The 23,505-nt window shown below is 57.2% G+C and carries 21 protein-coding genes, 1 other RNA gene and 2 pseudogenes; 16 read left to right on the top strand and 8 right to left on the bottom strand.

Annotated features, from left to right (window positions below):
• Positions 1-110 precede the first annotated feature (110 nt).
• Positions 111-701 carry a nucleotide exchange factor GrpE gene (gene grpE / locus ACKLKD_RS12815; protein ID WP_008806096.1) on the bottom strand — a complete coding sequence of 197 codons (591 nt, stop codon included), beginning with the start codon at positions 699-701 and terminating at the stop codon, positions 111-113.
• 125 nt (positions 702-826) lie between these two features.
• On the opposite strand from grpE, the gene nadK reads away from it, so the two are divergent.
• The 3 genes from nadK (at position 827) to bamE (ending at position 3,942) form a co-directional block, all read left to right on the top strand.
• Positions 827-1,705 carry an NAD(+) kinase gene (nadK, locus tag ACKLKD_RS12810; protein ID WP_002914158.1) on the top strand — a complete coding sequence of 293 codons (879 nt, stop codon included), beginning with the start codon at positions 827-829 and terminating at the stop codon, positions 1,703-1,705.
• Positions 1,706-1,791: 86 nt separating this feature from the next.
• On the top strand, positions 1,792-3,453 hold the full coding sequence (recN, locus tag ACKLKD_RS12805; RefSeq protein ID WP_080924743.1) for a DNA repair protein RecN: 1,662 nt from the start codon (positions 1,792-1,794) through the stop codon (positions 3,451-3,453).
• A 147-nt stretch (positions 3,454-3,600) separates the two neighbouring features.
• Complete coding sequence (bamE, locus tag ACKLKD_RS12800; RefSeq protein WP_002914160.1) at positions 3,601-3,942, top strand: outer membrane protein assembly factor BamE; 342 nt, start codon at positions 3,601-3,603, stop codon at positions 3,940-3,942.
• 69 nt (positions 3,943-4,011) lie between these two features.
• Here the strand turns inward: bamE and ACKLKD_RS12795 are convergent, their stop codons facing one another.
• Positions 4,012-4,302, bottom strand: a complete 291-nt coding sequence (locus ACKLKD_RS12795) for an RnfH family protein (protein ID WP_004145682.1) — start codon at positions 4,300-4,302, stop codon at positions 4,012-4,014.
• A complete protein-coding gene (locus ACKLKD_RS12790) occupies positions 4,292-4,729 on the bottom strand; it encodes a type II toxin-antitoxin system RatA family toxin (RefSeq protein WP_004145683.1) in 438 nt (145 codons plus the stop codon). Before ACKLKD_RS12790 ends, ACKLKD_RS12795 begins: the two co-directional genes overlap by 11 nt.
• Positions 4,730-4,878: 149 nt before the next feature.
• Here ACKLKD_RS12790 and smpB point away from each other — a divergent pair, with 149 nt between their 5' ends.
• Together smpB and ssrA are read left to right on the top strand one after the other, a co-directional pair.
• A complete protein-coding gene (smpB, locus tag ACKLKD_RS12785) occupies positions 4,879-5,361 on the top strand; it encodes an SsrA-binding protein SmpB (RefSeq protein WP_002914164.1) in 483 nt (160 codons plus the stop codon).
• 143 nt (positions 5,362-5,504) lie between these two features.
• Positions 5,505-5,867: a transfer-messenger RNA gene (gene ssrA, locus ACKLKD_RS12780) on the top strand.
• 278 nt (positions 5,868-6,145) lie between these two features.
• Here the strand turns inward: ssrA and ACKLKD_RS12775 are convergent.
• Both ACKLKD_RS12775 and ACKLKD_RS12770 read right to left on the bottom strand, forming a co-directional pair.
• Positions 6,146-6,946 carry a hypothetical protein gene (locus tag ACKLKD_RS12775; protein ID WP_080924744.1) on the bottom strand — a complete coding sequence of 267 codons (801 nt, stop codon included), beginning with the start codon at positions 6,944-6,946 and terminating at the stop codon, positions 6,146-6,148.
• Between the two features lie 134 nt (positions 6,947-7,080).
• Entirely contained in the window at positions 7,081-7,965 is an 885-nt protein-coding gene (locus tag ACKLKD_RS12770) for a LysR family transcriptional regulator (RefSeq protein ID WP_080924745.1), read from the bottom strand.
• A gap of 211 nt (positions 7,966-8,176) precedes the next feature.
• Here ACKLKD_RS12770 and ACKLKD_RS12765 point away from each other — a divergent pair, with 211 nt between their 5' ends.
• Entirely contained in the window at positions 8,177-8,749 is a 573-nt protein-coding gene (locus ACKLKD_RS12765) for a flavin reductase family protein (protein ID WP_008806104.1), read from the top strand.
• Between the two features lie 19 nt (positions 8,750-8,768).
• Here ACKLKD_RS12765 and ACKLKD_RS12760 read toward each other — a convergent pair whose 3' ends face one another.
• The gene (locus ACKLKD_RS12760; protein WP_087805273.1) at positions 8,769-9,122 is read right to left on the bottom strand and encodes a helix-turn-helix domain-containing protein; all 354 of its coding nucleotides are present in this window, start codon (positions 9,120-9,122) and stop codon (positions 8,769-8,771) included.
• A gap of 333 nt (positions 9,123-9,455) precedes the next feature.
• On the opposite strand from ACKLKD_RS12760, the gene oqxA reads away from it, so the two are divergent.
• Entirely contained in the window at positions 9,456-10,631 is a 1,176-nt protein-coding gene (oqxA, locus tag ACKLKD_RS12755; RefSeq protein ID WP_025712647.1) for a multidrug efflux RND transporter periplasmic adaptor subunit OqxA, read from the top strand.
• Between the two features lie 23 nt (positions 10,632-10,654).
• Entirely contained in the window at positions 10,655-13,807 is a 3,153-nt protein-coding gene (gene oqxB / locus ACKLKD_RS12750) for a multidrug efflux RND transporter permease subunit OqxB (protein ID WP_080924746.1), read from the top strand.
• A 69-nt stretch (positions 13,808-13,876) separates the two neighbouring features.
• On the opposite strand, the gene ACKLKD_RS12745 is transcribed toward oqxB, so the two are convergent.
• Entirely contained in the window at positions 13,877-14,356 is a 480-nt protein-coding gene (locus ACKLKD_RS12745; RefSeq protein ID WP_000888203.1) for an RrF2 family transcriptional regulator, read from the bottom strand.
• 366 nt (positions 14,357-14,722) lie between these two features.
• Here ACKLKD_RS12745 and ACKLKD_RS12740 point away from each other — a divergent pair.
• From ACKLKD_RS12740 to ACKLKD_RS12725, 4 genes and pseudogenes are all read left to right on the top strand, one after another.
• Positions 14,723-17,133 (top strand): annotated as a pseudogene (locus tag ACKLKD_RS12740) (type VI secretion system Vgr family protein).
• Positions 17,134-17,355: 222 nt separating this feature from the next.
• Positions 17,356-17,940 carry a hypothetical protein gene (locus ACKLKD_RS12735; protein WP_051459246.1) on the top strand — a complete coding sequence of 195 codons (585 nt, stop codon included), beginning with the start codon at positions 17,356-17,358 and terminating at the stop codon, positions 17,938-17,940.
• Positions 17,941-18,351: 411 nt separating this feature from the next.
• Positions 18,352-18,462 (top strand): annotated as a pseudogene (locus ACKLKD_RS12730) (DUF2345 domain-containing protein); the annotation flags it as partial.
• Between the two features lie 44 nt (positions 18,463-18,506).
• Positions 18,507-18,719 (top strand): hypothetical protein, encoded by a 213-nt coding sequence (locus ACKLKD_RS12725; RefSeq protein ID WP_077254024.1) that lies wholly within the window; start codon positions 18,507-18,509, stop codon positions 18,717-18,719.
• 43 nt (positions 18,720-18,762) lie between these two features.
• Here ACKLKD_RS12725 and ACKLKD_RS12720 read toward each other — a convergent pair whose 3' ends face one another.
• Positions 18,763-19,674: a LysR family transcriptional regulator gene (locus ACKLKD_RS12720; RefSeq protein WP_002914199.1), complete on the bottom strand. Its 912-nt coding sequence runs from the start codon at positions 19,672-19,674 to the stop codon at positions 18,763-18,765.
• A gap of 115 nt (positions 19,675-19,789) precedes the next feature.
• Here ACKLKD_RS12720 and speB point away from each other — a divergent pair, with 115 nt between their 5' ends.
• From speB to ACKLKD_RS12700, 4 genes are read left to right on the top strand one after another with little or no spacing between them, the layout of a single operon-like run.
• A complete protein-coding gene (speB, locus tag ACKLKD_RS12715; RefSeq protein ID WP_025713546.1) occupies positions 19,790-20,740 on the top strand; it encodes an agmatinase in 951 nt (316 codons plus the stop codon).
• Between the two features lie 10 nt (positions 20,741-20,750).
• Complete coding sequence (locus tag ACKLKD_RS12710; protein ID WP_087805253.1) at positions 20,751-21,614, top strand: sugar phosphate isomerase/epimerase family protein; 864 nt, start codon at positions 20,751-20,753, stop codon at positions 21,612-21,614.
• On the top strand, positions 21,611-22,687 hold the full coding sequence (locus ACKLKD_RS12705; RefSeq protein WP_025713544.1) for an isopenicillin N synthase family dioxygenase: 1,077 nt from the start codon (positions 21,611-21,613) through the stop codon (positions 22,685-22,687). The genes ACKLKD_RS12710 and ACKLKD_RS12705 overlap by 4 nt, the downstream gene beginning before the upstream one ends.
• 9 nt (positions 22,688-22,696) lie before the next feature.
• Positions 22,697-23,500, top strand: coding sequence for an ABC transporter substrate-binding protein (locus ACKLKD_RS12700; protein WP_025713543.1), 804 nt, complete (start codon positions 22,697-22,699; stop codon positions 23,498-23,500).
• The last annotated feature ends 5 nt before the right edge of the window (positions 23,501-23,505 follow it).

The raw sequence follows: 23,505 nt of genomic DNA, 5'->3' as shown, positions 1-23,505 counted from the left end.
AGGAATTAACATCACGGTGGGCTGCGGCCCGCCGTTTTTTTATCTCGCGCCGGGAGCGGTGGCATAAAAAACGGCCGCCCGCGGGCAGCCGTTCAGCAAAGCAGCAGGCGTTATTTCGCTTTCGCTACTGTCACCATCGCAGCGCGAATAGTACGGCCGTTCAGGGTATAACCTTTCTGCATCACGGCCAGCACGTTGCCCGCCGCCACGTCTTCAGACTCGACCATCGCAATGGCCTGGTGGACGTTCGGATCCAGCGGAACGTTGGTGTCGGCGATCACTTCCACGCCGAACTTACGCACCACGTCCAGCATGGATTTCAGGGTCAGTTCGATCCCTTCCACCATCGGCGCCAGGTCCGGGTTAGCCTTGTCGGCCACTTCCAGCGCGCGGTCCAGGCTGTCGATTACCGGCAGCAGTTCATTGACGAATTTTTCCAGCGCAAACTTGTGCGCTTTCTCGATATCCTGCTCGGTACGACGACGCAGGTTATCTTCGTCGGCTTTGGCACGCAGCATCACTTCACGTTCACGTTTCTGCGCTTCAGCCAGCTGGGCTTCCAGATTCGCAATTTTTTCATCGCGCGGATCCACCTGCTCAGCCGAAACTTCAGGCTCTACCGCCTCAACGTCGTCGTGCTGCTCCGTGATAATTTCTTCCGGGGCTTGCCCCTCAGGCGTTTTCTGTTCTTTACTACTCATGAATTTCTCCGCGTTTTTTTTCGCATTCATCTCGCTAACTTCGCTTATTATGGGGATCAGTTTCCGGGTTTCAAGGGAAGCGGACAGATTGTCACTATTTCATTTAACGCAAGGACATCCAGATCATGAAGAACCATTTCAAGTGTATCGGCATTGTGGGACATCCTCGTCACCCCACCGCCCTGACCACACATGAAATGCTCTGGCGCTGGCTGTGCAGCAAAGGGTATGAAGTGCTGGTTGAACAGCAGATCGCCCATGAACTTCAGCTCAGCAACGTGAAAACCGGCACGCTGGCGGAGATTGGCCAACAGGCCGACCTCGCGGTGGTGGTGGGCGGCGACGGCAATATGCTCGGCGCGGCGCGGACCCTGGCCCGTTACGACATTAACGTCATCGGCATTAACCGCGGCAACCTCGGCTTTCTCACCGACCTGGACCCGGACAACGCCCTGCAGCAGCTCGCCGACGTGCTGGAAGGCCACTACATCGCCGAGAAACGCTTTCTACTGGAAGCCCAGGTATGCCAGCAGGATTGCCAGAAACGCATCAGCACCGCCATCAACGAAGTGGTGCTGCACCCCGGCAAAGTGGCGCATATGATTGAATTCGAAGTCTATATCGATGAAGTCTTCGCGTTCTCTCAGCGCTCTGATGGCCTGATTATCTCCACCCCGACCGGTTCCACCGCCTATTCGCTGTCGGCCGGCGGCCCGATCCTTACGCCGTCGCTGGACGCTATCACTCTGGTACCGATGTTCCCGCACACCCTTTCAGCGCGACCGCTGGTGATCAACGGTGACAGCACCATTCGCCTGCGCTTCTCTCATCGCTGCAGCGATCTGGAGATCAGCTGCGACAGCCAGATTGCTCTGCCGATCCAGGATGGCGAAGACGTCCTCATTCGCCGCTGCGATTATCACCTCAATCTGATTCATCCTAAAGATTACAGCTATTTCAATACATTAAGCACCAAGCTCGGTTGGTCGAAAAAATTATTCTGATTTTCATTGCTGCCTCTTTACTGGATAAAAAACCAGTCTATACTGTACGAAAACACAGTATTGGTTTTTCATACAGGAAGGCAGCTATGTTGGCGCAACTCACCATCAGTAATTTTGCTATCGTTCGTGAACTGGAAATTGATTTCCACAGCGGCATGACCGCCATCACCGGGGAAACCGGCGCCGGGAAATCTATTGCCATCGACGCGCTGGGGCTGTGCCTCGGCGGCAGAGCAGAAGCCGACATGGTGCGTCGCGGCGCCACCCGTGCCGACCTGTGCGCGCGCTTCGCGCTGAAAGACACCCCAGCCGCCCAGCGCTGGCTGGAAGAGAACCAGCTGGAGAGCGGGCGTGAGTGTTTACTTCGTCGCGTGATCAGCGCCGACGGCCGCTCGCGCGGCTTTATCAACGGCACCGCCGTCCCGCTCTCGCAGCTGCGCGAGCTGGGCCAGCTGCTGATCCAGATCCATGGCCAGCATGCCCACCAGTTGCTGACCAAACCCGAACACCAGAAAACCCTGCTCGACGGCTATACCGGTGAGTATGTGCTCACTCAGCGCATGGCCGAGCACTATCGCCAGTGGCACCAAAGCTGCCGCGAGCTGGCCCAGCATCAGCAGCAAAGCCAGGAGCGCGCTGCCCGTGCCGATCTGCTGCAGTATCAGCTTAAAGAGCTGAACGAATTTAACCCGTTGCCAGGAGAGTTCGAGCAGATTGACGAAGAGTACAAGCGCCTGGCCAACAGCGGGCAGCTGCTCAGCACCTGCCAGCACGCCCTGACATTGCTCGCCGACGGCGAAGAGGCCAATCTGCAGAGCCAGCTTTATACCGCGAAGCAGCTGGTCAGCGAGCTGGTGGGTATGGACAGCAAGCTTTCCGGCGTTCTGGATATGCTGGAAGAAGCGACCATACAGCTCAGCGAGGCCAGCGACGAGCTGCGCCACTATCACGACCGTCTGGACCTCGATCCGAACCGTCTGTTCGAACTTGAGCAGCGGATTTCCCGGCAAATCGCGCTGGCGCGTAAGCATCAGGTGATGCCGGAAGAGCTGCCGGCGGTTTACCAGGCGATGCTGGAAGAGCAGCGCCTGCTGGACGACAGCGCCGGCTCGCTGGAATCCCTCAGCCAGCAGGTGGTTGAACATCATCAGCTGGCGCTGGAGACCGCGCGCCAGCTGCACGCCCTGCGCCAGGCCAGCGCCGACGAGCTGACCCAGCTTATTACCGAGAGTATGCACTCACTTTCGATGCCGCACGGGGTATTCGCGATTGAGGTCGCATTCGATGAACGCCATCTGACCGCCGACGGCGCCGATCATATTGAGTTCCGTGTCACCACTAACCCGGGTCAGCCGCTGCAGCCGATCGCCAAAGTCGCCTCCGGTGGAGAACTGTCGCGCATTGCGCTGGCGATTCAGGTGATCACCGCGCGTAAAATGGAAACCCCGGCGCTCATCTTCGACGAAGTGGATGTCGGCATCAGCGGCCCGACTGCCGCCGTGGTCGGCAAGCTGCTGCGCCAGCTGGGCGAGTCCACGCAGGTGATGTGTGTGACCCACCTGCCGCAGGTTGCGGGCTGCGGCCACCATCATTTCTTTGTCTGCAAAGAGACCGATGGCGAGATGACCGAAACGCATATGCAGCCGCTGGATAAACGTGCTCGCTTACAGGAGCTGGCTCGCCTGCTGGGCGGTAGCGAGGTCACGCGCAACACCCTGGCGAACGCGAAAGAGTTGCTTGCGGCGTAAACTTTTTGATTTTCACAGGGTCATAGTGAACAGCAAATTGCCTGCTGACCTGCAGCCGGAGGTTTCCAACGGGGCGAAGGTCTATTATTATCGGCATATTACAGATGAGCCACGTACTGCTCGGGCCCAAAAAGGAATCAAATCACTATGCGCTGTAAAACGCTGACTGCTGCCGCAGCGGTTCTTCTTATGTTGACCGCAGGCTGTTCCACTCTGGAACGAGTGGTTTACCGTCCTGACATCAACCAGGGTAACTATCTGGCACCAAACGATGTAGCGAAAATTCGTGTCGGTATGACGCAACAGCAGGTTGCTTATGCTCTGGGGACGCCAATGATGACGGATCCGTTCGGCACCAATACCTGGTTCTATGTATTCCGTCAGGAGCCGGGCCACCAGAAAGTGACTCAGCAGACCCTGACCCTGACCTTCAATAGCGGCGGTGTGTTGACTAACATTGATAACAAGCCCGCGCTGACCAGTCAGTAAGGCCCGGAAAAGCAAAAAGCGCTCGATGAGCGCTTTTTTTATGGCTGATAACTGGTCTGCTACTGCAGGTTACTTCGCAGCGCTTTTCTCTGCCCGCTGGCGACGCAGCTCTTTTGGGTCAGCAATCAGCGGACGATAGATTTCCACCCGGTCGCCGTCGTGAACTTCGTCATGCAGCTTTACCGGACGGCTGTAAATACCCAGCTTGTTCTTCGCCAGATCGATATCATCACGCAGCGCCAGCAGACCGCTGGCGATAATCGCCTGCTCGACCGTCGCCCCCTCGTCCAGGGTGACCCGCTGCAGGTACTGCTTTTCAGGCAGCGCGTAGGCGACTTCAACACGAATATTAGCCGGCACTGTAAACCTCTTTGGCGCGCGAAGTGAACGCCTGTACCATGTTAGCGGCCAGCTCTTTGAAGATCCGGCCAAAAGCCATCTCAATCAGTTTATTGGTAAACTCAAAATCGAGATGGAACTCAATTTTGCACGCTTCTGGGCTCAACGGGATAAACTTCCAGCCGCCAATCAGCTTCTTGAACGGGCCATCCACCAGGCTCATTAAAATGCTCTGGTTGCTGGTCAGTGTATTGCGGGTCGTGAAGGTCTTACTGATGCCGGCTTTGGATACATCAACCGCCGCCGTCATTTGCGTCGGCCCGAATTCCAGCACGCGGCTACCGGTGCAGCCTGGCAGAAAATCAGGATAGGACTTCACATCGTTTACCAGTTGATACATCTGTTCCGCGCTGAAAGGCACCAGCGCAGTACGGCTAATCTGAGGCATAGCAGGTTCCACATTTAAACACAGTGCAAATAATATCATTTATCTGCTGCTAAAAAAAACGCTGTGCCGCAACTCGTGCTAAGATGCGCAGTACACCTCGCAGGATGCGATCGAGGTAACTGTGTATAAGACGATGACTTCAGGACATTATGACTAAGAAAAAAGCCCACAAACCTGGATCAGCCACCATTGCGCTGAATAAACGCGCCCGTCACGAATACTTTATCGAAGATGAATACGAGGCTGGTCTCGCCCTGCAGGGCTGGGAAGTCAAATCCCTGCGTGCAGGCAAAGCCAACATCGGCGATAGCTATGTCATCCTGAAGGATGGCGAAGCCTTCCTGTTCGGCGCCAACTTTACGCCCATGGCCGTGGCTTCCACCCACTATGTCTGCGACCCGACGCGTACCCGTAAGCTGCTGCTCAACCAGCGCGAACTCGACACGCTGTACGGCCGCATTAACCGCGAAGGTTACACCGTCGTCGCCCTGTCGCTGTACTGGAAGAACGCCTGGTGCAAAGTGAAAATCGGCGTCGCCAAAGGTAAGAAACAGCACGACAAGCGTACCGACCTGAAAGATCGTGAATGGGCGCTGGACAAGGCGCGTATTATGAAGCACGCCGGACGTTAACCCCCTCCCCTGAGGGCCAGCTCTCGCTGGCCCTTACGCTATATCCTTGTTGATGCTGCTTTTTCGTCCACCCCGTTGAAACAATCCTGCGTAATGGGGCTGGTAACGACATTCACAAATCTGTTATACTTGACCTACACATTGGGGCTGATTCTGGATTCGACGGGATTTGCGAAACCCAAGGTGCATGCCGAGGGGCGGTTGGCCTCGTAAAAAGCCGCAAAAAATAGTCGCAAACGACGAAAACTACGCTTTAGCAGCTTAATAACCTGCTCTGAGCCCTCTCTCCCTAGCTTCCGCTCTTAAGACGGGGATCAAAGAGAGGTCAAACCCAAAAGAGATCGCGTGGATGCCCTGCCTGGGGTTGAAGCGTTAAATCTAATCAGGCTAGTTTGTTAGTGGCGTGTCTGTCCGCAGCTGGCAAGCGAATGTAAAGACTGACTAAGCATGTAGTGCCGAGGATGTAGGAATTTCGGACGCGGGTTCAACTCCCGCCAGCTCCACCAAAATTCTCCATCGGTGATTACCAGAGTCATCCGATGAAGTCCTGAAAGCCCGCACGGCGCAAGCCCTGCGGGCTTTTTTGTGCCCTCAATTTGCCCCACGACGTCCGAAGAGAACTCATTAAACCCGCACCTTTTAGGCCCATTGATGGGCCCAACGAAAAGCTCTGTTGTTTTCGCGTTACCAATTACCCGCCAACCCCCCTCTCAGAATTAGACCTCCCACGACACTCGCACAACCCTTTCACACTCCGGCCGCGGACGCGGCCGGAGGGATAGATTTACCCCTTGGCAGAATACGCGTCCAGCATGGCAAGGACCGCCCGACGCGCCGCATCGTCTGCAATATTGTCAGGCAGCGCATCAGCCCGCAGAGTGACATAAGCGTCAGCAGCCCTTCGAATGGCAATCCCGACAGAGTGACGATCGTGCGATGCCAGGGTGGAAGTCAGCAGGCCATCGGGATCAATGCCGAGGGCTTCTATTCGACGAACGCCGCGTTGCGGTAGATTGGCGCGACGGAACAGCATCGGCCCCAGCACCTGTTCCCGGAAGAAAGACAGCATCCCCAGCGCTTCGAAGAGTTCGCCCCTGCCCAGTTTAACCACGGCATAATGCAGCCAGATCCAGGCTCGGGACTCAAACCACTCCGGCGTCATATTCGGCCAGTGCGCGCTAAATTTTGCCAGCTGTCGCTCGAGAGCATCGCTATCACGGGTAAATAGCACGGCAGGCTCCTCAACGCGCTGAGTGAGCATGTCCAGGGTGATAAATTTCAGATCGACATGCAGAAGTTCCGGGCCAAACAGGCAGATCAGCAGGCGAGGCTCACCGACGTGTTCCCCGGTGAAAGCATGTAGCAGATGGCCGAGCGTTCCGGCGAACGCCATACGCTGAGCCATGATTTCGTCATAATAGAAAGGGTCGACCACCACCACGAAATCCAGATCGGAGTATTGATCAAACCCGCCATGGATAAACGAGCCGCCGGCGAGAAGGGCGTGGATCCGCGAATCAGACTGTAATTTAAGCTTCAGTTGCTCTGCAAAACTTCTGTGTAAATCGGGTAGCGTATTAAGCATACTTTTTCCTGTTCACAAAAAAGACAAAGCATTACAGAATATCCAGCGATTCATCAGCAGACCAGATATTTCTGCTGGAACCCTCCCCTCCCTGGCGGGGCTCCCGACGCGCTATATCGGAAGCAATACCTCCCTCAAACCACCTCGTTCATCCACTCAGCAAACGCCCGTACAGCGGGAGAGAGAAAGCGCTGGTGCGGATAGAGCAATGTGACGGGTACCGGGGGCGGCTGCCAGTCCGTCAGCACTTCCACCAGTCTCCCCTCCTGCAGGTGGTCAGCAACGATATTCTCCGCCAGCTGCGCCAGCCCGAAGCCCGCCAGGCACATTTTTATATAGAGCCCCGTTTCATTCACCGCGGCGTTGCCGCTGACGGGTACAGAAAAGGTCTCGCCGTGGCGAACAAAGCGGAACTCATCGGCCCGTCTCGCCTGGCCGGAAAAATAATGCACCGCCCGGTGCTTAGAGAGCGCCTCCGGTGACGACGGCACGCCATATTCCCTGAGATAGTACGGCGACGCGCAGGTTACCCAGCGAAAGCGGCCCAGAGGGCGAGCCACCAGGCTGGAGTTGTTCAGCTCTCCCATGCGTATCACGCAGTCGACACCTTCCTGAATCAGATCGACCTGGCGATCGCTGACGCCGATCATCAGGTAGATATCGGGATAGCGCCGGTAAAAGTCCGGCAGATGCGGCATGACGATGAAATGCGCGATGCCCGCGGGCATATCAACCCGCAGGCGCCCCTGAGGCCGCGCGACAGACTCGCTCAGGCTGGATTCGCTATGTTCGATGAGGGCGAGAATTTCCCGGCACTGCGCCAGATACTGCAGCCCTTCCGGAGTGAGACTCACGCGCCTTGTGGTCCGGTTCAGCAGCCGCACCTTCAGGTATTGCTCAAGGTTTTTAATGGTACTGGTGACAGTGGAGGCAGGCAGGGAAAGGGTTTCCGCGGCGCGCACGAAGCTCCCTGCCTCCGCGACGCGCATAAACATCTGCATAGCCTGGATACGATCCACCTTCTTTCTCTCCTGAAGCAAGCAACTTACCGACAGACGGCATGATTATTCGTTAATTATGAATAATGAAAACAATTTACGCACCTTTTTGCGCTTAATAGCCTGGCGTATCGTTGCGCTATGGGTATCGCGTGAGGGGCCCAAAATGGCCATGCCCTCAATAAATATCCAGAGAATCATAACGTTAAATAACACGCATAAAGGAAAAACCATGTCCGTTCAGCCTGTCGAATTAAGTAAGGCCTATCGTTTATTGCAGGTCGGGTCCACCACCATGATTTCCGCAAAATATGATGGCGTCGAAAATGTCATGTCAGCCGCCTGGGTTGGGCTGGCAGGCGAGCGAAAAGTGGTGGCCTATATCGGCCCCCAGGCCTTCACACGTCAGCTGGTGGAAAAGAGCGGCTATTTCGTGGTGCAGATCCCTGTAGTCAGCCAGATGGCAACCGTCCTCTACGCTGGCGGGCGCAGCTATGCCGACGCGCCGGATAAAAATGACTCCATCCCCTTCATTTATCAGCCGGGGTTCGACATCCCCCTCGTGGCAGGCTGCGCCGGCTGGCTGGTGTGCAAAGTGATGCCCTACCCGGACATTCAGCAGCAACACAATCTGTTTCTGGGCGACATCGTCGCCGCCTGGAGCGATGACCGGGTATTCCGTAACGGACACTGGATTTTTGATGATGCGCCGGACGAGCTACGGACCGTTCACTATGTCGCAGGCGGGCAGTTCTATGCCATCGGCAAAGGCAGCAAGTTCGATCATGGACCGGGTCAGGACTGACCCTCCCCGGTCATGCAGCTCAATGATGAGATGCCTGCGCAGCAGAGCGGCTGATACTCCGGCGCCAGACGCCGGGCGCCTGGCCATACTGACGTTTGAAGCTGCGGTTGAAGGACTGCTGGGAGTCAAAGCCGAGGGCGATCGCCACGTTGAGGATCGGCTCGTTGCTGTGGGCTAAGCGTTCAACCGACTTTTGCAGCTTTTGCGCCCGAATATATTCTCCGAGGGGCTGCCCGGTATGTTCTTTGAAGATCCGCTGCAGGTGCCACTTCGAATAGCCGGATCGTCGGGCAACGGTGTCAATATCCAGACGGCTATCAAGATGGTTGTCGATCCAGTCGATCAGATCCTGAATGATGGCGCCAGTGTTCATCATATTTCCCCCTCGCGGCCGGTTAAAAGCATCTTTGTCAGTTGCATTTAAAGGTGGCCTGTTTTTACACAAAATGCAAGTTTTATTGTTACATTTAAATCCACGCCAGGATCGCGGTTTTTGTCTCCCCCCTGGACCGCACATAAAGTGCAACAATTATTCTTGCACTTAGTTAAGCGCCTTCCTACAATCGCCGCGATAGTGTATTCGAAATTGTTACAGTTTTGTGGCGATGATCGACACAAATGGCCTTAAGCCAGCCCGGACAAAGGAAGTGGCGCGGTCTCTCACGCTGCGTCTTGCCCGGCGGCTACAATTACCGGAATAAAAATAATGAGCCTGCAAAAAACCTGGGGAAACATTCACCTGACCGCGCTCGGCGCGATGATGCTCTCCTTTCTGCTCGTCGGCTGCGACGACAGTGTCGCGCAGAATGCTGCGCCACCCGCCCCGGCGGTCAGCGCCGCTAAGGTGCTGGTGAAGTCGATCAGTCAGTGGGATAGTTTTAACGGTCGCATTGAAGCGGTGGAGAGCGTTCAGCTTCGCCCTCGCGTCTCGGGATATATTGATAAAGTGAATTACACCGACGGTCAGGAGGTGAAAAAGGGCCAGGTGCTGTTCACGATAGATGACAGAACCTATCGCGCCGCGCTGGAGCAGGCGCAGGCAACGCTGGCGAGAGCCAAAACGCAGGCCAGCCTGGCGCAAAGCGAGGCGAACCGCACCGATAAATTAGTCCATACCAATCTTGTCTCCCGTGAAGAGTGGGAGCAGCGCCGGTCAGCCGCGGTTCAGGCGCAGGCTGATATTCGCGCCGCGCAGGCGGCAGTGGATGCCGCGCAGCTTAACCTCGACTTCACCAAAGTGACCGCCCCTATTGACGGCCGCGCCAGCCGGGCGCTGATCACCAGCGGTAACCTGGTCACCGCGGGCGACACCGCCAGCGTGCTCACCACTCTGGTCTCGCAGAAGACGGTATACGTTTACTTTGATGTCGACGAGTCAACCTACCTTCACTATCAAAACCTCGCCCGTCGCGGGCAAGGGGCGTCCAGCGATAATCAGGCGCTCCCGGTGGAGATTGGCCTGGTTGGCGAGGAAGGTTACCCCCACCAGGGCAAAGTGGATTTTCTCGATAATCAGTTAACGCCGAGTACCGGCACCATCCGCATGCGCGCGCTGCTGGATAACTCGCAGCGTCTGTTCACGCCGGGGCTGTTTGCCCGCGTGCGTCTGCCGGGCAGCGCCGAGTTCAAAGCCACGCTGATCGACGACAAAGCGGTACTGACCGATCAGGATCGTAAATACGTCTATATCGTTGATAAAGATGGTAAAGCGCAGCGACGCGATATTACCCCGGGGCGGCTGGCAGACGGTTTACGCATCGTTCAGAAGGGGCTGAATCCTGGGGATAGCGTCATCGTCGACGGCTTACAAAAAGTGTTTATGCCGGGTATGCCGGTGAATGCCAAAACCGTTGCCATGACCTCCAGCGCCACCCTCAACTGATCCCTAATCAGAGAATTCAACCCATGGACTTTTCCCGCTTTTTTATCGACAGGCCGATTTTCGCCGCGGTGCTGTCGATTTTAATTTTTATCACCGGGTTAATCGCTATCCCGCTGCTGCCGGTGAGCGAATATCCGGACGTCGTCCCGCCCAGCGTCCAGGTGCGCGCGGAGTATCCCGGCGCCAACCCGAAAGTGATTGCCGAGACCGTGGCGACGCCGCTGGAGGAAGCGATCAACGGTGTTGAAAACATGATGTACATGAAATCGGTCGCCGGCTCCGACGGCGTGCTGGTCACCACCGTCACCTTCCGCCCGGGTACCGACCCGGATCAGGCGCAGGTTCAGGTGCAGAACCGGGTCGCGCAGGCGGAAGCGCGTCTGCCGGAGGATGTACGCCGTCTGGGCATCACCACCCAGAAACAGTCCCCGACGCTGACCCTGGTGGTGCATCTGTTCTCCCCCGGCGGGAAGTACGATTCGCTATATATGCGCAACTACGCCACGCTGAAAGTGAAGGATGAGCTGGCGCGCCTGCCCGGCGTCGGCCAGATCCAGATTTTTGGCTCCGGTGAATACGCGATGCGCGTCTGGCTGGATCCGAATAAGGTGGCCGCCCGCGGCCTGACGGCCTCGGATGTGGTGACGGCGATGCAGGAGCAAAACGTCCAGGTCTCCGCCGGACAGCTTGGCGCCGAGCCGCTGCCGCAGGAGAGCGATTTCCTGATCTCCATTAACGCTCAGGGCCGTCTACATACCGAAGAAGAATTTGGCAATATCATTCTGAAAACGGCGCAGGACGGCTCGCTGGTCCGCCTGCGCGACGTGGCGCGCATCGAGATGGGTTCCGGCAGCTATGCGCTGCGCTCCCAGCTCAACAATAAGGATGCGGTCGGGATCGGTATCTTCCAGTCGCCGGGGGCGAACGCCATCGATCTGTCGAACGCGGTACGCGCCAAAATGGCCGAGCTGGCCACCCGCTTCCCGGAAGATATGCAATGGGCGGCGCCGTACGACCCGACGGTTTTCGTGCGCGACTCCATCCGCGCGGTGGTGCAGACGCTGCTGGAGGCGGTAGTGCTGGTGGTGCTGGTAGTGATCCTGTTCCTGCAGACCTGGCGCGCGTCGATTATCCCGCTGATCGCGGTGCCGGTATCGGTGGTGGGTACCTTCAGCATTCTCTATCTGCTGGGCTTCTCGCTGAATACCCTGAGCCTGTTCGGGCTGGTACTGGCTATCGGTATCGTGGTGGACGACGCCATCGTGGTGGTGGAGAACGTCGAGCGTAATATCGAAGAGGGGCTTGCGCCGCTTGCCGCGGCGCATCAGGCGATGCGTGAGGTCTCCGGGCCGATTATCGCCATTGCGCTGGTGCTGTGTGCGGTGTTCGTGCCGATGGCGTTTCTCTCCGGGGTCACCGGACAGTTCTACAAACAGTTCGCGGTGACCATCGCCATCTCGACGGTGATCTCGGCCATCAACTCGCTGACGCTCTCCCCGGCGCTGGCGGCCCTGCTGTTAAAGCCTCACGGCGCGAAGAAAGACCTCCCTACCCGGCTGATCGATCGCCTGTTTGGCTGGATTTTCCGTCCGTTTAACCGCTTTTTCCTGCGCAGCTCGAACGGCTATCAGGGGCTGGTGAGCAAAACCCTCGGACGCCGTGGCGCGGTGTTTGCGGTGTATCTGCTGCTGCTCTGCGCCGCTGGGGTAATGTTTAAAGTCGTCCCCGGCGGGTTTATTCCCACCCAGGATAAGCTGTATCTCATTGGCGGCGTGAAGATGCCGGAAGGGTCGTCGCTGGCGCGCACCGACGCGGTGATCCGCAAAATGAGCGAGATCGGGATGAATACCGAAGGGGTCGACTATGCGGTCGCTTTCCCGGGGCTTAACGCGCTGCAGTTCACCAACACGCCGAATACCGGGACGGTCTTTTTTGGCCTGAAACCGTTCGACCAGCGCAAACACACGGCGGCGGAAATTAACGCGGAGATCAACGCCAAAATCGCGCAAATCCAGCAGGGCTTTGGCTTTTCCATCCTGCCGCCGCCGATTTTAGGTCTGGGTCAGGGTTCCGGCTACTCCCTGTACATCCAGGATCGCGGAGGGCTGGGCTATGGCGCGCTGCAAAGCGCGGTGAATGCGATGTCCGGGGCGATTATGCAGACGCCGGGGATGCACTTCCCGATCTCGACTTACCAGGCTAACGTGCCGCAGCTGGACGTGCAGGTCGATCGCGATAAGGCGAAAGCGCAGGGGGTATCGCTAACCGAGCTATTCGGTACGCTGCAGACCTATCTCGGCTCGTCTTATGTCAATGACTTTAACCAGTTCGGGCGTACCTGGCGCGTGATGGCCCAGGCTGACGGACCATACCGCGAGAGCGTGGAAAATATCGCCAATCTGCGCACCCGCAATAATCAGGGCGAAATGGTGCCGATCGGCAGTATGGTGAATATCAGTACCACCTACGGGCCGGATCCGGTGATCCGCTACAACGGTTATCCGGCGGCGGACCTGATTGGCGATGCCGATCCGCGGGTCCTCTCTTCTTCACAGGCGATGACGCATCTGGAGGAGCTGTCGAAGCAGATCCTGCCGAATGGGATGAATATTGAGTGGACGGATCTCAGCTTCCAGCAGGCCACCCAGGGCAACACGGCGCTGATCGTCTTCCCGGTGGCGGTGCTGCTGGCGTTCCTCGTGCTGGCCGCGCTGTATGAAAGCTGGACCCTGCCGCTGGCGGTGATCCTTATCGTACCGATGACGATGCTCTCCGCGCTGTTTGGCGTCTGGCTGACCGGGGGCGATAACAACGTCTTCGTGCAGGTGGGTCTGGTGGTCCTGATGGGCCTGGCCTGTAAAAACGCCATTCTGATCGTCGAGTTTGCCCGCGAGCTGGAGATCCAGGGGAAAGGGATCATGGAAGCCGCGCTGGAGGCATGCCGCCTGCGTCTGCGCCCGATCGTGATGACCTCCATCGCCTTTATCGCCGGGACCATTCCGCTGATCCTCGGCCACGGCGCGGGGGCGGAAGTCCGCGGCGTCACCGGGATCACGGTATTCTCCGGGATGCTGGGCGTGACGCTCTTCGGTCTGTTCCTGACGCCGGTGTTTTACGTGACGCTGCGGAAACTGGTGACCCGCAGGAAGCCGGTCCAGGAGGATCTGCCCGCCTAGCCTGCAGCAGATAACAAAAAAACCGCCTTCACAATTTGAAGGCGGTTTTTTTTCGTCACCAGAAAATGATTAATGCGCTTTTTTAAAGCGGGCGATCATTTCCGGCACCGGGTCGCAGCCGCTGGTATCGGCGTTTTTGACCGCCTCCAGCGCGCTGGCCACGGTATGGCGAGCGAGGACGTTTAACGAAGCCTGCTCTGCTTCATCGGCAACCGATTTGAAGTACCAGCAGGCGTTGGCGCTGACCACGCAGCGGGCCGGGACGTCAGGACGCGACGCCCACAGTTTTTTATCTTCGATAACCGAAAGATAGATATCACGCAGGGTGATCTTGTCCGCCGGACGGCCAAGATGAATTGAGCCGTTGCGGCCAAGCGTGGAGACGATAATGCCGTCACGAGTTAGCGGAACCATTAGTTTACGGATAAAGCTCGGATTGGCTTCCAGACCATAGGCCAGAATCGCGCTCGTCGAACGTTCACCCATCTGCTCCGCCATTGCTACGCTGAGAACCATCTGCAAAGCTGTCGGGAAGCGGTAATCTAACATGGTATTGTCCTGGGTTGCGGTGAATCTTGTTCTTTTTGGCACCGCAGAGGTGAATAATCAATGAACAACAATATAACAAATACGGGAATTTTTTTGAAGCAATCTGCGGTTAAGTAAACGATCAACTTCCGGAAAACCAGCGCCAACATGAGGACTATAAATCGAAGTAGTCACCATCGCAGTACGCTTTCCTCGGCTTGCATCTCTTTCTTACCGCCCTGCAATTGAGGGTTTCCTAAAGAAAGAGCCCCTCTCCTTTAAACAATTTCTTATTCTGCACTTTTGGCCGTATCAGGTATTTACAGGCTATCACCCCGATGAAACTATAACCAGCCTAACTATCACTGAGGTAACAGGGGCCTTGTTATGGATAACTGGCTGGCGCTGTTTGACGGGCAGCCGCGCTATCTTCTGGAGATTAACGACAGCGCGGTGAAACCAGATGTACTGAACTTCACCGGCCGGGAAGCGCTCAGCGCACCGTTTAGCTGGGATATTGAATTCACCACCCCGCAGGCCCGTATCGCCCCGGAACATATACTGCTGAAATACGCCACCCTGCGCATGCGCAGCGGCAAAGCGGTGCACGGCATCATCACCCACCTGAAATGGCTCTCCACCACTGCCGATCAGTCTCACTATCAGGTGGTGCTGAGTGCACGTCTGACGCTACTGCAGCGTACCCGCCAGTGCCGCGTGTATCAGAACCTTTCGGTTCCGGAGGTGGTTGAGCAGGTGCTGCGCGGCCACGGGCTGGAAGGCCCCGATTTTGATTTCCGCCTGGAGCGCACCTATCCGCCGCGTGAGCTGATGACCCAGTGGCGGGAAACCGACTTGCAGTTCATTCAGCGTATTCTCTCCGAAGTGGGGATTTACTGGCGCACGGAGATGGACGACGAGCGCGGTCTGGATATGTATATTTTTGCCGACAGCCAGCTGAACTACCGGTTTGACGTGCGCCTGCCGTACTGCGAACCCTCGGGACTGTATGACGGTGCAGAGGAGTCGGTGTGGGGCGTGCGCACCCGTTATCAGGTGGTGCCGGGCAGGGTCAGCACCCGGGACTACAACTACCGGACAGCCACGATGCCGATGGATGCCTCCGTCTCCGTGCGCAGTGAGGCGACAACCGCCGGGGAGCACTACCGCTATGCAGAGCCGTACCGGGAGGCGGGGGACGACACCACTCCGGAGCCGGAAACCGAATCCGGCGCGTTTTACGCGCGTATCCATCATGAGCGCAAGCTGAACGCATGGGCCCGCGTCAGTCTTGAGAGTAACGCGCCTGCCTGACGCCGGGCCAGGTGCTGGAGCCGCAGGGGAATGTCATCCGGGCGCTACAGGAAGGCGTCATCATTACAACGGTGAACTACCATGCCGCCCGTGACACCCGCCTGCACGTTACTGTCGAAGGCATGCCCTACAGCGAACGTTACTGTTACCGTCCTGCTGAGGTTCCGCGCCCGGAAATCCACGGCACGCTGCCTGCCCGCATCGAGAGCCGGGAGAAGGACGATATTTACGCGCACCTGGATGACCAGGGCCGCTACCGGGTGAAGCTGGACTTTGACCGGGAAACGACAGAGCCGGGATTTGCGTACCTGTGGCTGCGGATGGCGAAGCCGTATGCAGGCGAAACATATGGCTGGCATACCCCACTCACTGACGGCACCGAAGTGGCGATTGCCTGCAGCAACGGCGATATCGACCTGCCGTACATCGCTTATGCCCTGCATGACTCTGAACACCCTGACCCCGTCACCCGCGACAACCACACCCGCAATGTGCTGCGCACTCCGGCGAACAACAAGCTGCGGATGGAGGACCGGCGCGGCGAAGAGCACATCAAACTCGCCACAGAGTACGGCAGAACCCAGCTGAACACCGGACATCTGGTGGACAACCAGGAGCAGCCCCGCGGTACCGGCGCCGAACTGCGCACCGATGAATATGGCGTCATCCGTGCCGGGAAAGGGCTGTGTGTCAGCGCCGACGCACAACCAAAAGCAGAAGGTGACGTGCTGGATATGCACGCCGCGCTGAAGGAAATCAACCGGCTTAACCAGCAGCTGCAACAGCTGGAGATGGCGGCGGAGCAGGCGCAGGCGCTGAAGGCGGATATCGACAGCCAGATACGGATGTTTGAGCAGCGGCTGAAGCCGCTGAATGAGGCACTCCTCTTTTCCGCTCCGGAGGGGATGGCCTTCAGCAGCGGGGAGCATCTGCAGCTGGCGGCCACGAAGAATGTCGCCATCAATGCCGGAGGCGATATCAGCGTCGGCGTCATAGGCAATATGACGGCGCTGGCCGGAGAGAAACTGGGGCTGTTCGCCCGGGCCGGCCAACTGAGCGTGAAAAACAGCGAAGGCCCGGTGGAGATGCAGGCGCAGAGCGGAAATATGCGGATGTTTGCGGAGAAAAAGCTGACCCTGACCTCGGAGAGCGATATCACGTTTGCCGGAAAGAAACGCATCACGCTGATTGGCGGCGGGAGCTATCTGCGGCTGGAGGCAGGTAAAATCGAGTACGGCACGACGGCGACGTATCTGCGCCGGGTGAAAAGGACGATGGCAGCGGGGGCAAGCACTCAGCCACTTGACTCATTGAAGCAGATGCAAATGATAACCCAATACTTCGATAGAAAACTTCATTTTTCCTCTGATATCAACTTTAGGGTTGAAACTGTTGAAGGAGCAGAATTACTTTCCGGTTCAGGTACGAGTGGTTATATCACCAAGAGTGATAGTGAATCTGAGTACTGGGTCTTTATAAGTTGAGTGATGTTTTAATGAAAAAAAATAAATATTGAAATCGATGGCAAACCCTATCTAGTCGTTACAAAAGATGGAAAGACAGAATTAGGTATAAAAGGAAATACTACTCCTGAAAAAGACGAAGAAGCCCATGAGGTCGACGTACCTAACATTTTAATAATCACAAGAAAAAATGCAGATGTTTTGTTCGTTTTGAGAGGAGGTGAAAAGGATTCTTTTAAAATTATGACGGCTCAAGAATTGTATGATAAATTTAGATATCAATGGTTTGAACCATTAGCTGACAACTACCGTGAGTTGCTTTATGTAAACGAGGCGGACTATGCTAAAGAGGCTTACAAAATATTCTCTTGGGCTGACATAGCAAAGTTTTCCTTGGTGGATAGACCATCTTATAGTTTTTACAAAAATATGGAAGGTGACTGGAAACAAAATCCAAAAGGTGGAGCAGGTTATCTTTTAGTCTTGATCTCTGGCATACCTTACTGGACCGATGCCGTAGGCCAGATTCCCTTTGCTGTCGATACCTACCGTAGTAAACAGAGCATAACTAAGACAGTACAGACCGGAATTCAATGGGGTACCGGGACGCTAACTGGGAATGTGGATTACTCTAATGAATACGATAATTATTTTGTTTTGAGAGGGGCTTTGTTTGCAAGCAAAAGCTTTACATATAAATCCAAATCTTCTGAGCAAACATATCCTGCCATCGTTGTAGAAGAGACTCATCATCCAGTAAACCCACAGGTTCTTGGTGATCCAATTAATAATAATGAGTTGATGCAATATGGTATCTGGAAAAAATAAAAACATTGTCATAAATACAGCAATAGCATTTCTAGGCTGTTTTTTTGTCCTTTTGGTACATAAATTGGGATACGAATGGTATATGGCTCATTTTAGCCCGCGAAGCAGAGGGGTTACACTAGGTTTTGTAATATTATATATGAGGTTTATTGTTATCCCTGTGGTGTTTCTCTCTGCTTTTATAAAGGTAAAGCACTCTTTGTTGGCTATTTGTGTGGTTATTATCTATATGATCTTTTCATGGTATGGTACAAATCCACTTCGAGTTATTTTGATGCTTTTCTCGTGCTCGATCGGATATGCCGTAGTGGTCATTTGCGGTGTTATGAAAAAGAAGTATTTAGAGAAGTAGATAAATATCGACGGCCAGATATAGATGCTTGATCAGCGGCTTCAGCCGCTGATCAAGGTTCTGCCCCGGAAGGGATAGCGCTGACCAGCGGTGAGCATATACCAATGACGGCTACGAAAAACGTCGCCATCAACGTTGGAGGAGATATCAGTACAGGTGTAATGGGTAATCGCGCGCTCAGGGCACGGAACGTCGTACCGACGAACGTGGCGTTATCCATGCGGGCAAGGGACTATTTGTCAGTACGGATGCGCAGGCCAAAGCACAGGGCAACGTGCTCATTAATGTGGATGACCTGTCCACACCAGCGGCGCCTAACCCTGTGGATAACCTGGAGGCAGTTGCCTGGCAGCCGCAGCCCGGGCGGGCTACCGGCTACCGTTCATTTTTTGAACAGGAAAAGCGTCCCCGCCGGGCAGCGCGCTAAGCGCGAAAATCACCACCCCGGCGCAGGGAAGCGCCCGCCCCGCTTAATAATTCCACTTCGGCCGCGCCACTGTGTTTTTCTTCAGCAGGTCACGGAACGCTTTCAGATAGGGCTCATTGCTGCGCCCGCGCTTACAGATAGCCGAGAACGGCGACTGAAAGCCAAACTCGTTGGGCAGCAGCACCCGCAGGCGGTTCTCTTTGATCCACGGCCAGGCGTAATGCTCCGGCAGATAGCCAATATATTTCCCCGAGAGGATCAGCAGCAGCTGGGCGTCGACGGTCTCGACGGTGGCGCTGCCTTTGCTGAAGCCCCGGCGGCGCAGGTCGCTGGTGTTCCAGTAGCTGCGGGTCACCAGCGGGCACTGGCTGATCTGCTCTTTATCCAGCTGACGGCTGAAGAACATCGGGTGCAGATCGCTGCAGTAGAGCCAGTGCTGTTCGCGGTACAGCGGCTCGCTGATGATGTTATGCACCTGCGAGTTGTAGCTGCCGATGGCCAGGTCGATATGGTTGTTCAGCACGCCGTTAAGTTGCTCCGCCGGGGTGCGAATAATCAGTTTGATATGCACATGGGGAAATTTGTCGCTGAAGCTGCGCAGAACCACCGGCAGCGAAAGCGCCGTTTCGGTCTCGATGGAGTCGAGCGTCGAGATGCACAGGGTGCCGCTGTGCTCCCCTTTGAGCAGCGCCGACTGCCGCTCCAGCTCATTGAGTTCGCTCAGCACGCGGATCGCCTGCTGTAAAAACTGCTGGCCTTTCTCGGTCAGGGAAAAGCCGCCGCGCCCGCGCTGGCAGAGGGTGAAGCCAAGCTGTCCCTCCAGCTGCGACATCGCATTGCTGATGGCGGAGACCGAAATGCCCAGCTCCTGCTGGGCCCGGCTATAGCTCTCCAGGCGGGCCACCGCCTCGAAAACCTGCAGCTGGCGAATATTAAGGCTGGCGTCGTGATGCATCGTATTTAGTTCACCAATAAATGAACTGAGTATTTACGTCAGACGATGTAAAGTCCAGCGCGGGTTGCGCACTATCTCTCCTGTTACGTTTCATCCGTCAGATTCAGGAGCAGACATGGATAACCTCTTTCACCAACCGCAGGGTGGCAATGAGATGCCACGCTTCGCCGGCCGCGCCACAATGATGCGCCTGCCTTTTATCGAAGATTTACAGGGACTTGACGCGGCATTTGTCGGCATTCCGCTGGATATCGGCACCTCGCAGCGCTCGGGCACGCGCTACGGACCGCGCTATATTCGCGCCGAATCGGTGATGATCCGTCCGTACAATATGGCGACCGGCGCCGCGCCGTTCGACTCGCTGTCGGTGGCTGATATCGGCGATGTGCCGATCAATACCTACAGCCTGCTCAAATCGGTGCAAATTATCGAAGATTACTACACCGGTTTGAATAGTTATCCGCTGATCCCGCTGACCCTCGGCGGGGACCACACCATTACCCTGCCGATCCTGCGGGCGCTGACCAAAAAACATGGTCCGGTGGGCCTCATCCACGTCGACGCCCATACCGACACCAATGATGAGATGTTCGGAGAGAAAATCGCCCACGGCACCACCTTCCGCCGCGCCGTTGAGGAGGGACTGCTCGACCTCAAACGGGTGGTGCAGATTGGCCAGCGCGCCCAGGGCTATGCCGCCGGCGACTTCCAGTGGGGCGTTGACCAGGGCTTTCGCCTGGTGCAGGCGGAGCAGTGCTGGCATACCTCGCTGGTGCCGCTGATGGCCGAAGTCCGCCAGCAGATGGGCGACGGGCCGGTGTATCTCAGCTTTGATATCGATAGCCTCGATCCCATCTGGGCTCCAGGAACCGGGACGCCGGAAGTTGGCGGTCTGACCTCCATTCAGGCGCTGGAGATCGTCCGCGGCTGCCGCGGCCTGAATCTGATTGGCGCCGATCTGGTCGAGGTCTCGCCCCCCTACGACGTGAGCGGTAATACCTCCCAGCTGGCGGCCAACCTGCTGTACGAGATGCTCTGCGTCCTGCCCGGCGTGAAGTACGCCTGAGGTAGCCGCCATGGAGCTGAAATGCTTTCGCACCCTCTGGGGAGTGACGACCCCCTGGCCGCAAACGCTGGATGAACTGCAGCGCGTCGGCTGCTGCGGTATCGAAGCCCGCGTGCCGTTAACGGTGGCCGAGCGGCGGCAGCTCGCCGACCGCCTGCAGGCGTCGGGGCTGGAGTATATCGCCATTCTTTTCAGCGGCGGCGGGGTGCTCCCCGCCCAGCATGAAACGCCCGAGCAGCATCTGGCGCGCCTGCAGACCCGCTTCGCCGAGGCCAGCAGCCTCAACCCGCGCTTTGTCAATCTGCTGGCGGGCAACGATCGCTGGCCGCTGGCGCAGCAGGTCGATTTTCTCGGCAAGGCGCACGAGCTGGCCGCCGGGTTTGGTTTGACCTGCAGCTTTGAAACCCATCGCGCCACCTCGCTGTACAGCCCGTGGCTCACGCTGGAGATCGTTCAGCAGCTCCCCCAGTTGCGCTTTACCGCCGACATCAGCCACTGGGTGGTGGTCAGCGAGCGGCTGCTGGATGACCCCTGCGATGACTTCAGCGCCTTTATCGACCGCGTGCATCACGTGCAGGCCCGGGTGGGCTACGACCAGGGGCCGCAGGTGCCGCACCCGGCGGCGCCGGAGTATCAGCCGGCGCTGGCCTTTGCCGAGCGCTTCTGGCAGCAGGTTTGGCATTCACAGCGCCAGCGCGGCTACCCGCAGACCACCCTGACCCCGGAGTTTGGCGCCGACGGCTATCTGCACCATCTGCCGTTCACCAATGTTCCGGTGGCCGATCTCTGGTCGCTCAACGCCTGGATGGCCGCGCGCCAGCAGGCCCACTTTCAGCAGTTTTTATCGCTCACTGAACAGGAACCGCAGCCATGACCGCCGTGAAGCACGCTTTTACTGAACTCCCGACCATCGATATCCGCGATCTGGCCGGCGACGACCTCGCCAGGCGCCAGGCGGTGGCCGACGCCATCGGCCGCGCGGCGCGCGAGGTGGGCTTTTTCTATATCACCGGCCACGGCATCGACCCGGCGCTGATCGCCGGCGTCCGCGAGGCGGCGAAGCAGATCTTCGCCCTGCCGATGGAGGAGAAGATGAACTATTACATCGGCCACTCCAAAAGCCATAAGGGTTATGTTCCGGAAGGAGAAGAGATCTACGGCGCCGGCAAGCCGGACCATAAAGAGGCCTTCGATATCGGCTTCCAGGCAGCGGATGACCATCCGCTGGTGCTCGCCGGTACGCCGCTGATCGGCGCCAACGAGTGGCCCGATCTGCCGGATTTCCGCGCGCGGGTGCTGGCCTACTACGACGCGGTTTTCGCCCTCGGCCACCGCCTGTTCGATGCTTTCGCCCTCGCGCTCGGCCTGCCGGAAGGGTATTTCAAACCGATGGTGACCTGCCCGCCGGCCAAGCTGCGGCTGATCCATTACCCATTCGACGCCAGCGTCGAAGATGTTCCCGGAATTGGTGCACACACCGACTATGAGTGCTTCACCCTGCTGCTCGCCGACCAGCCCGGCCTTGAAGTCCTCAATGAAGAAAGCGTGTGGATCGATGCACCTCCCGTCAAGAACGCCGCCGGAGAAGAGGCGTTCGTGATCAATATCGGCGACATGCTGGAAGTACTCAGCGCTGGCACATTTGTTGCTACAGCCCACCGGGTGCGCAAAGTGCCGCAGGAGCGGTACTCCTTCCCGCTGTTTTTCGCCTGCGATTACCACACGCTGATCCGCCCGCTGCCGACCTTTCTCGCCGCCGGCGAAGCCGGTGAATATCAGGAGCTGAGCATCGGGGAGCATATGTGGAGCCAGGCGCTGCAAACCTATCGCTACCTGCGCGAGAAGGTCAATCGCGGTGAACTTCAGCTACCGGAGCGCGCGCGCGGCACCAATACGTTTGGCCATTTGAAAAAACAGGCACAGCAAAAAACCCCTAACCACCCGTGAGGATCCATGATGACTAGCACCCTGAAAAAAATCTCGCGCCGTGTCGCGCTTACCCTCGCCGTCAGCGCCTGTTTTTCCCCTGTCACCCAGGCGGCGGAACTGCTGACCGAGGGCGTCTTTAAGGTGGGGATGGAGGTCACCTACCCGCCGTTTGAGTCCTATGACAGCAATAACAACATCGTCGGTCTCGACCCGGAGTTTGCCGCGCTGATCGCCCAACATCTGCAGGCCAAACCGCAGCTCATCGACACCAAGTTCACCAGCCTGATCCTCGGCATCGGCAAGAAATATGATGCGGTGATCTCCGGGATGTACGTGACGCCGGAGCGCCAGAAACAGGCCGACGCCATCCCTTACGCCCTCTCCGGCGCGTCGATCATCGCCCTGAAGGGCGGCGCGGTGCAGCCGAAAACCGAAGATGAGCTGTGCGGTGTGAAGGTCGGTCTGCAGGCAGGCACCACCTGGGTGACCAGCCTGAAAAAACACTCCGATGAGTGGTGCCTGAAAAACGGCAAACCGGCCATCACCATTCAGGAGTTCCCAACGGCGCCGGAAGCCTCGCAGGCGCTGCTGTCGAAGAACATCGGCGCCCAGCTTGAGATTGCCCCGGCGGCGCAGATCATCGTCGACAAGAGCCGCGGCCGCCTGGGGATAAGCTCTACGCGCCTGGTCTACCCGCTGCCGCTGGGGATCTACGTCGCCAAAGGCAACACCGCGCTGGCGGAGGCGATCAAGGCTACCCTGGCCACGCTGAAAGCCAACGGCCAATATGCCGCGCTGATCAAAAAATACAACTTAGAAAGCATCGATTAAGACAA

Origin of the sequence: Klebsiella sp. 10982, from assembly GCF_048589245.1 — a bacterium.
GTDB lineage: Bacteria > Pseudomonadota > Gammaproteobacteria > Enterobacterales > Enterobacteriaceae > Klebsiella > Klebsiella quasivariicola.
The sequence above is the reverse complement of the archived record's forward strand: the minus strand, read 5'-3'. Positions and strand labels throughout refer to the sequence as shown.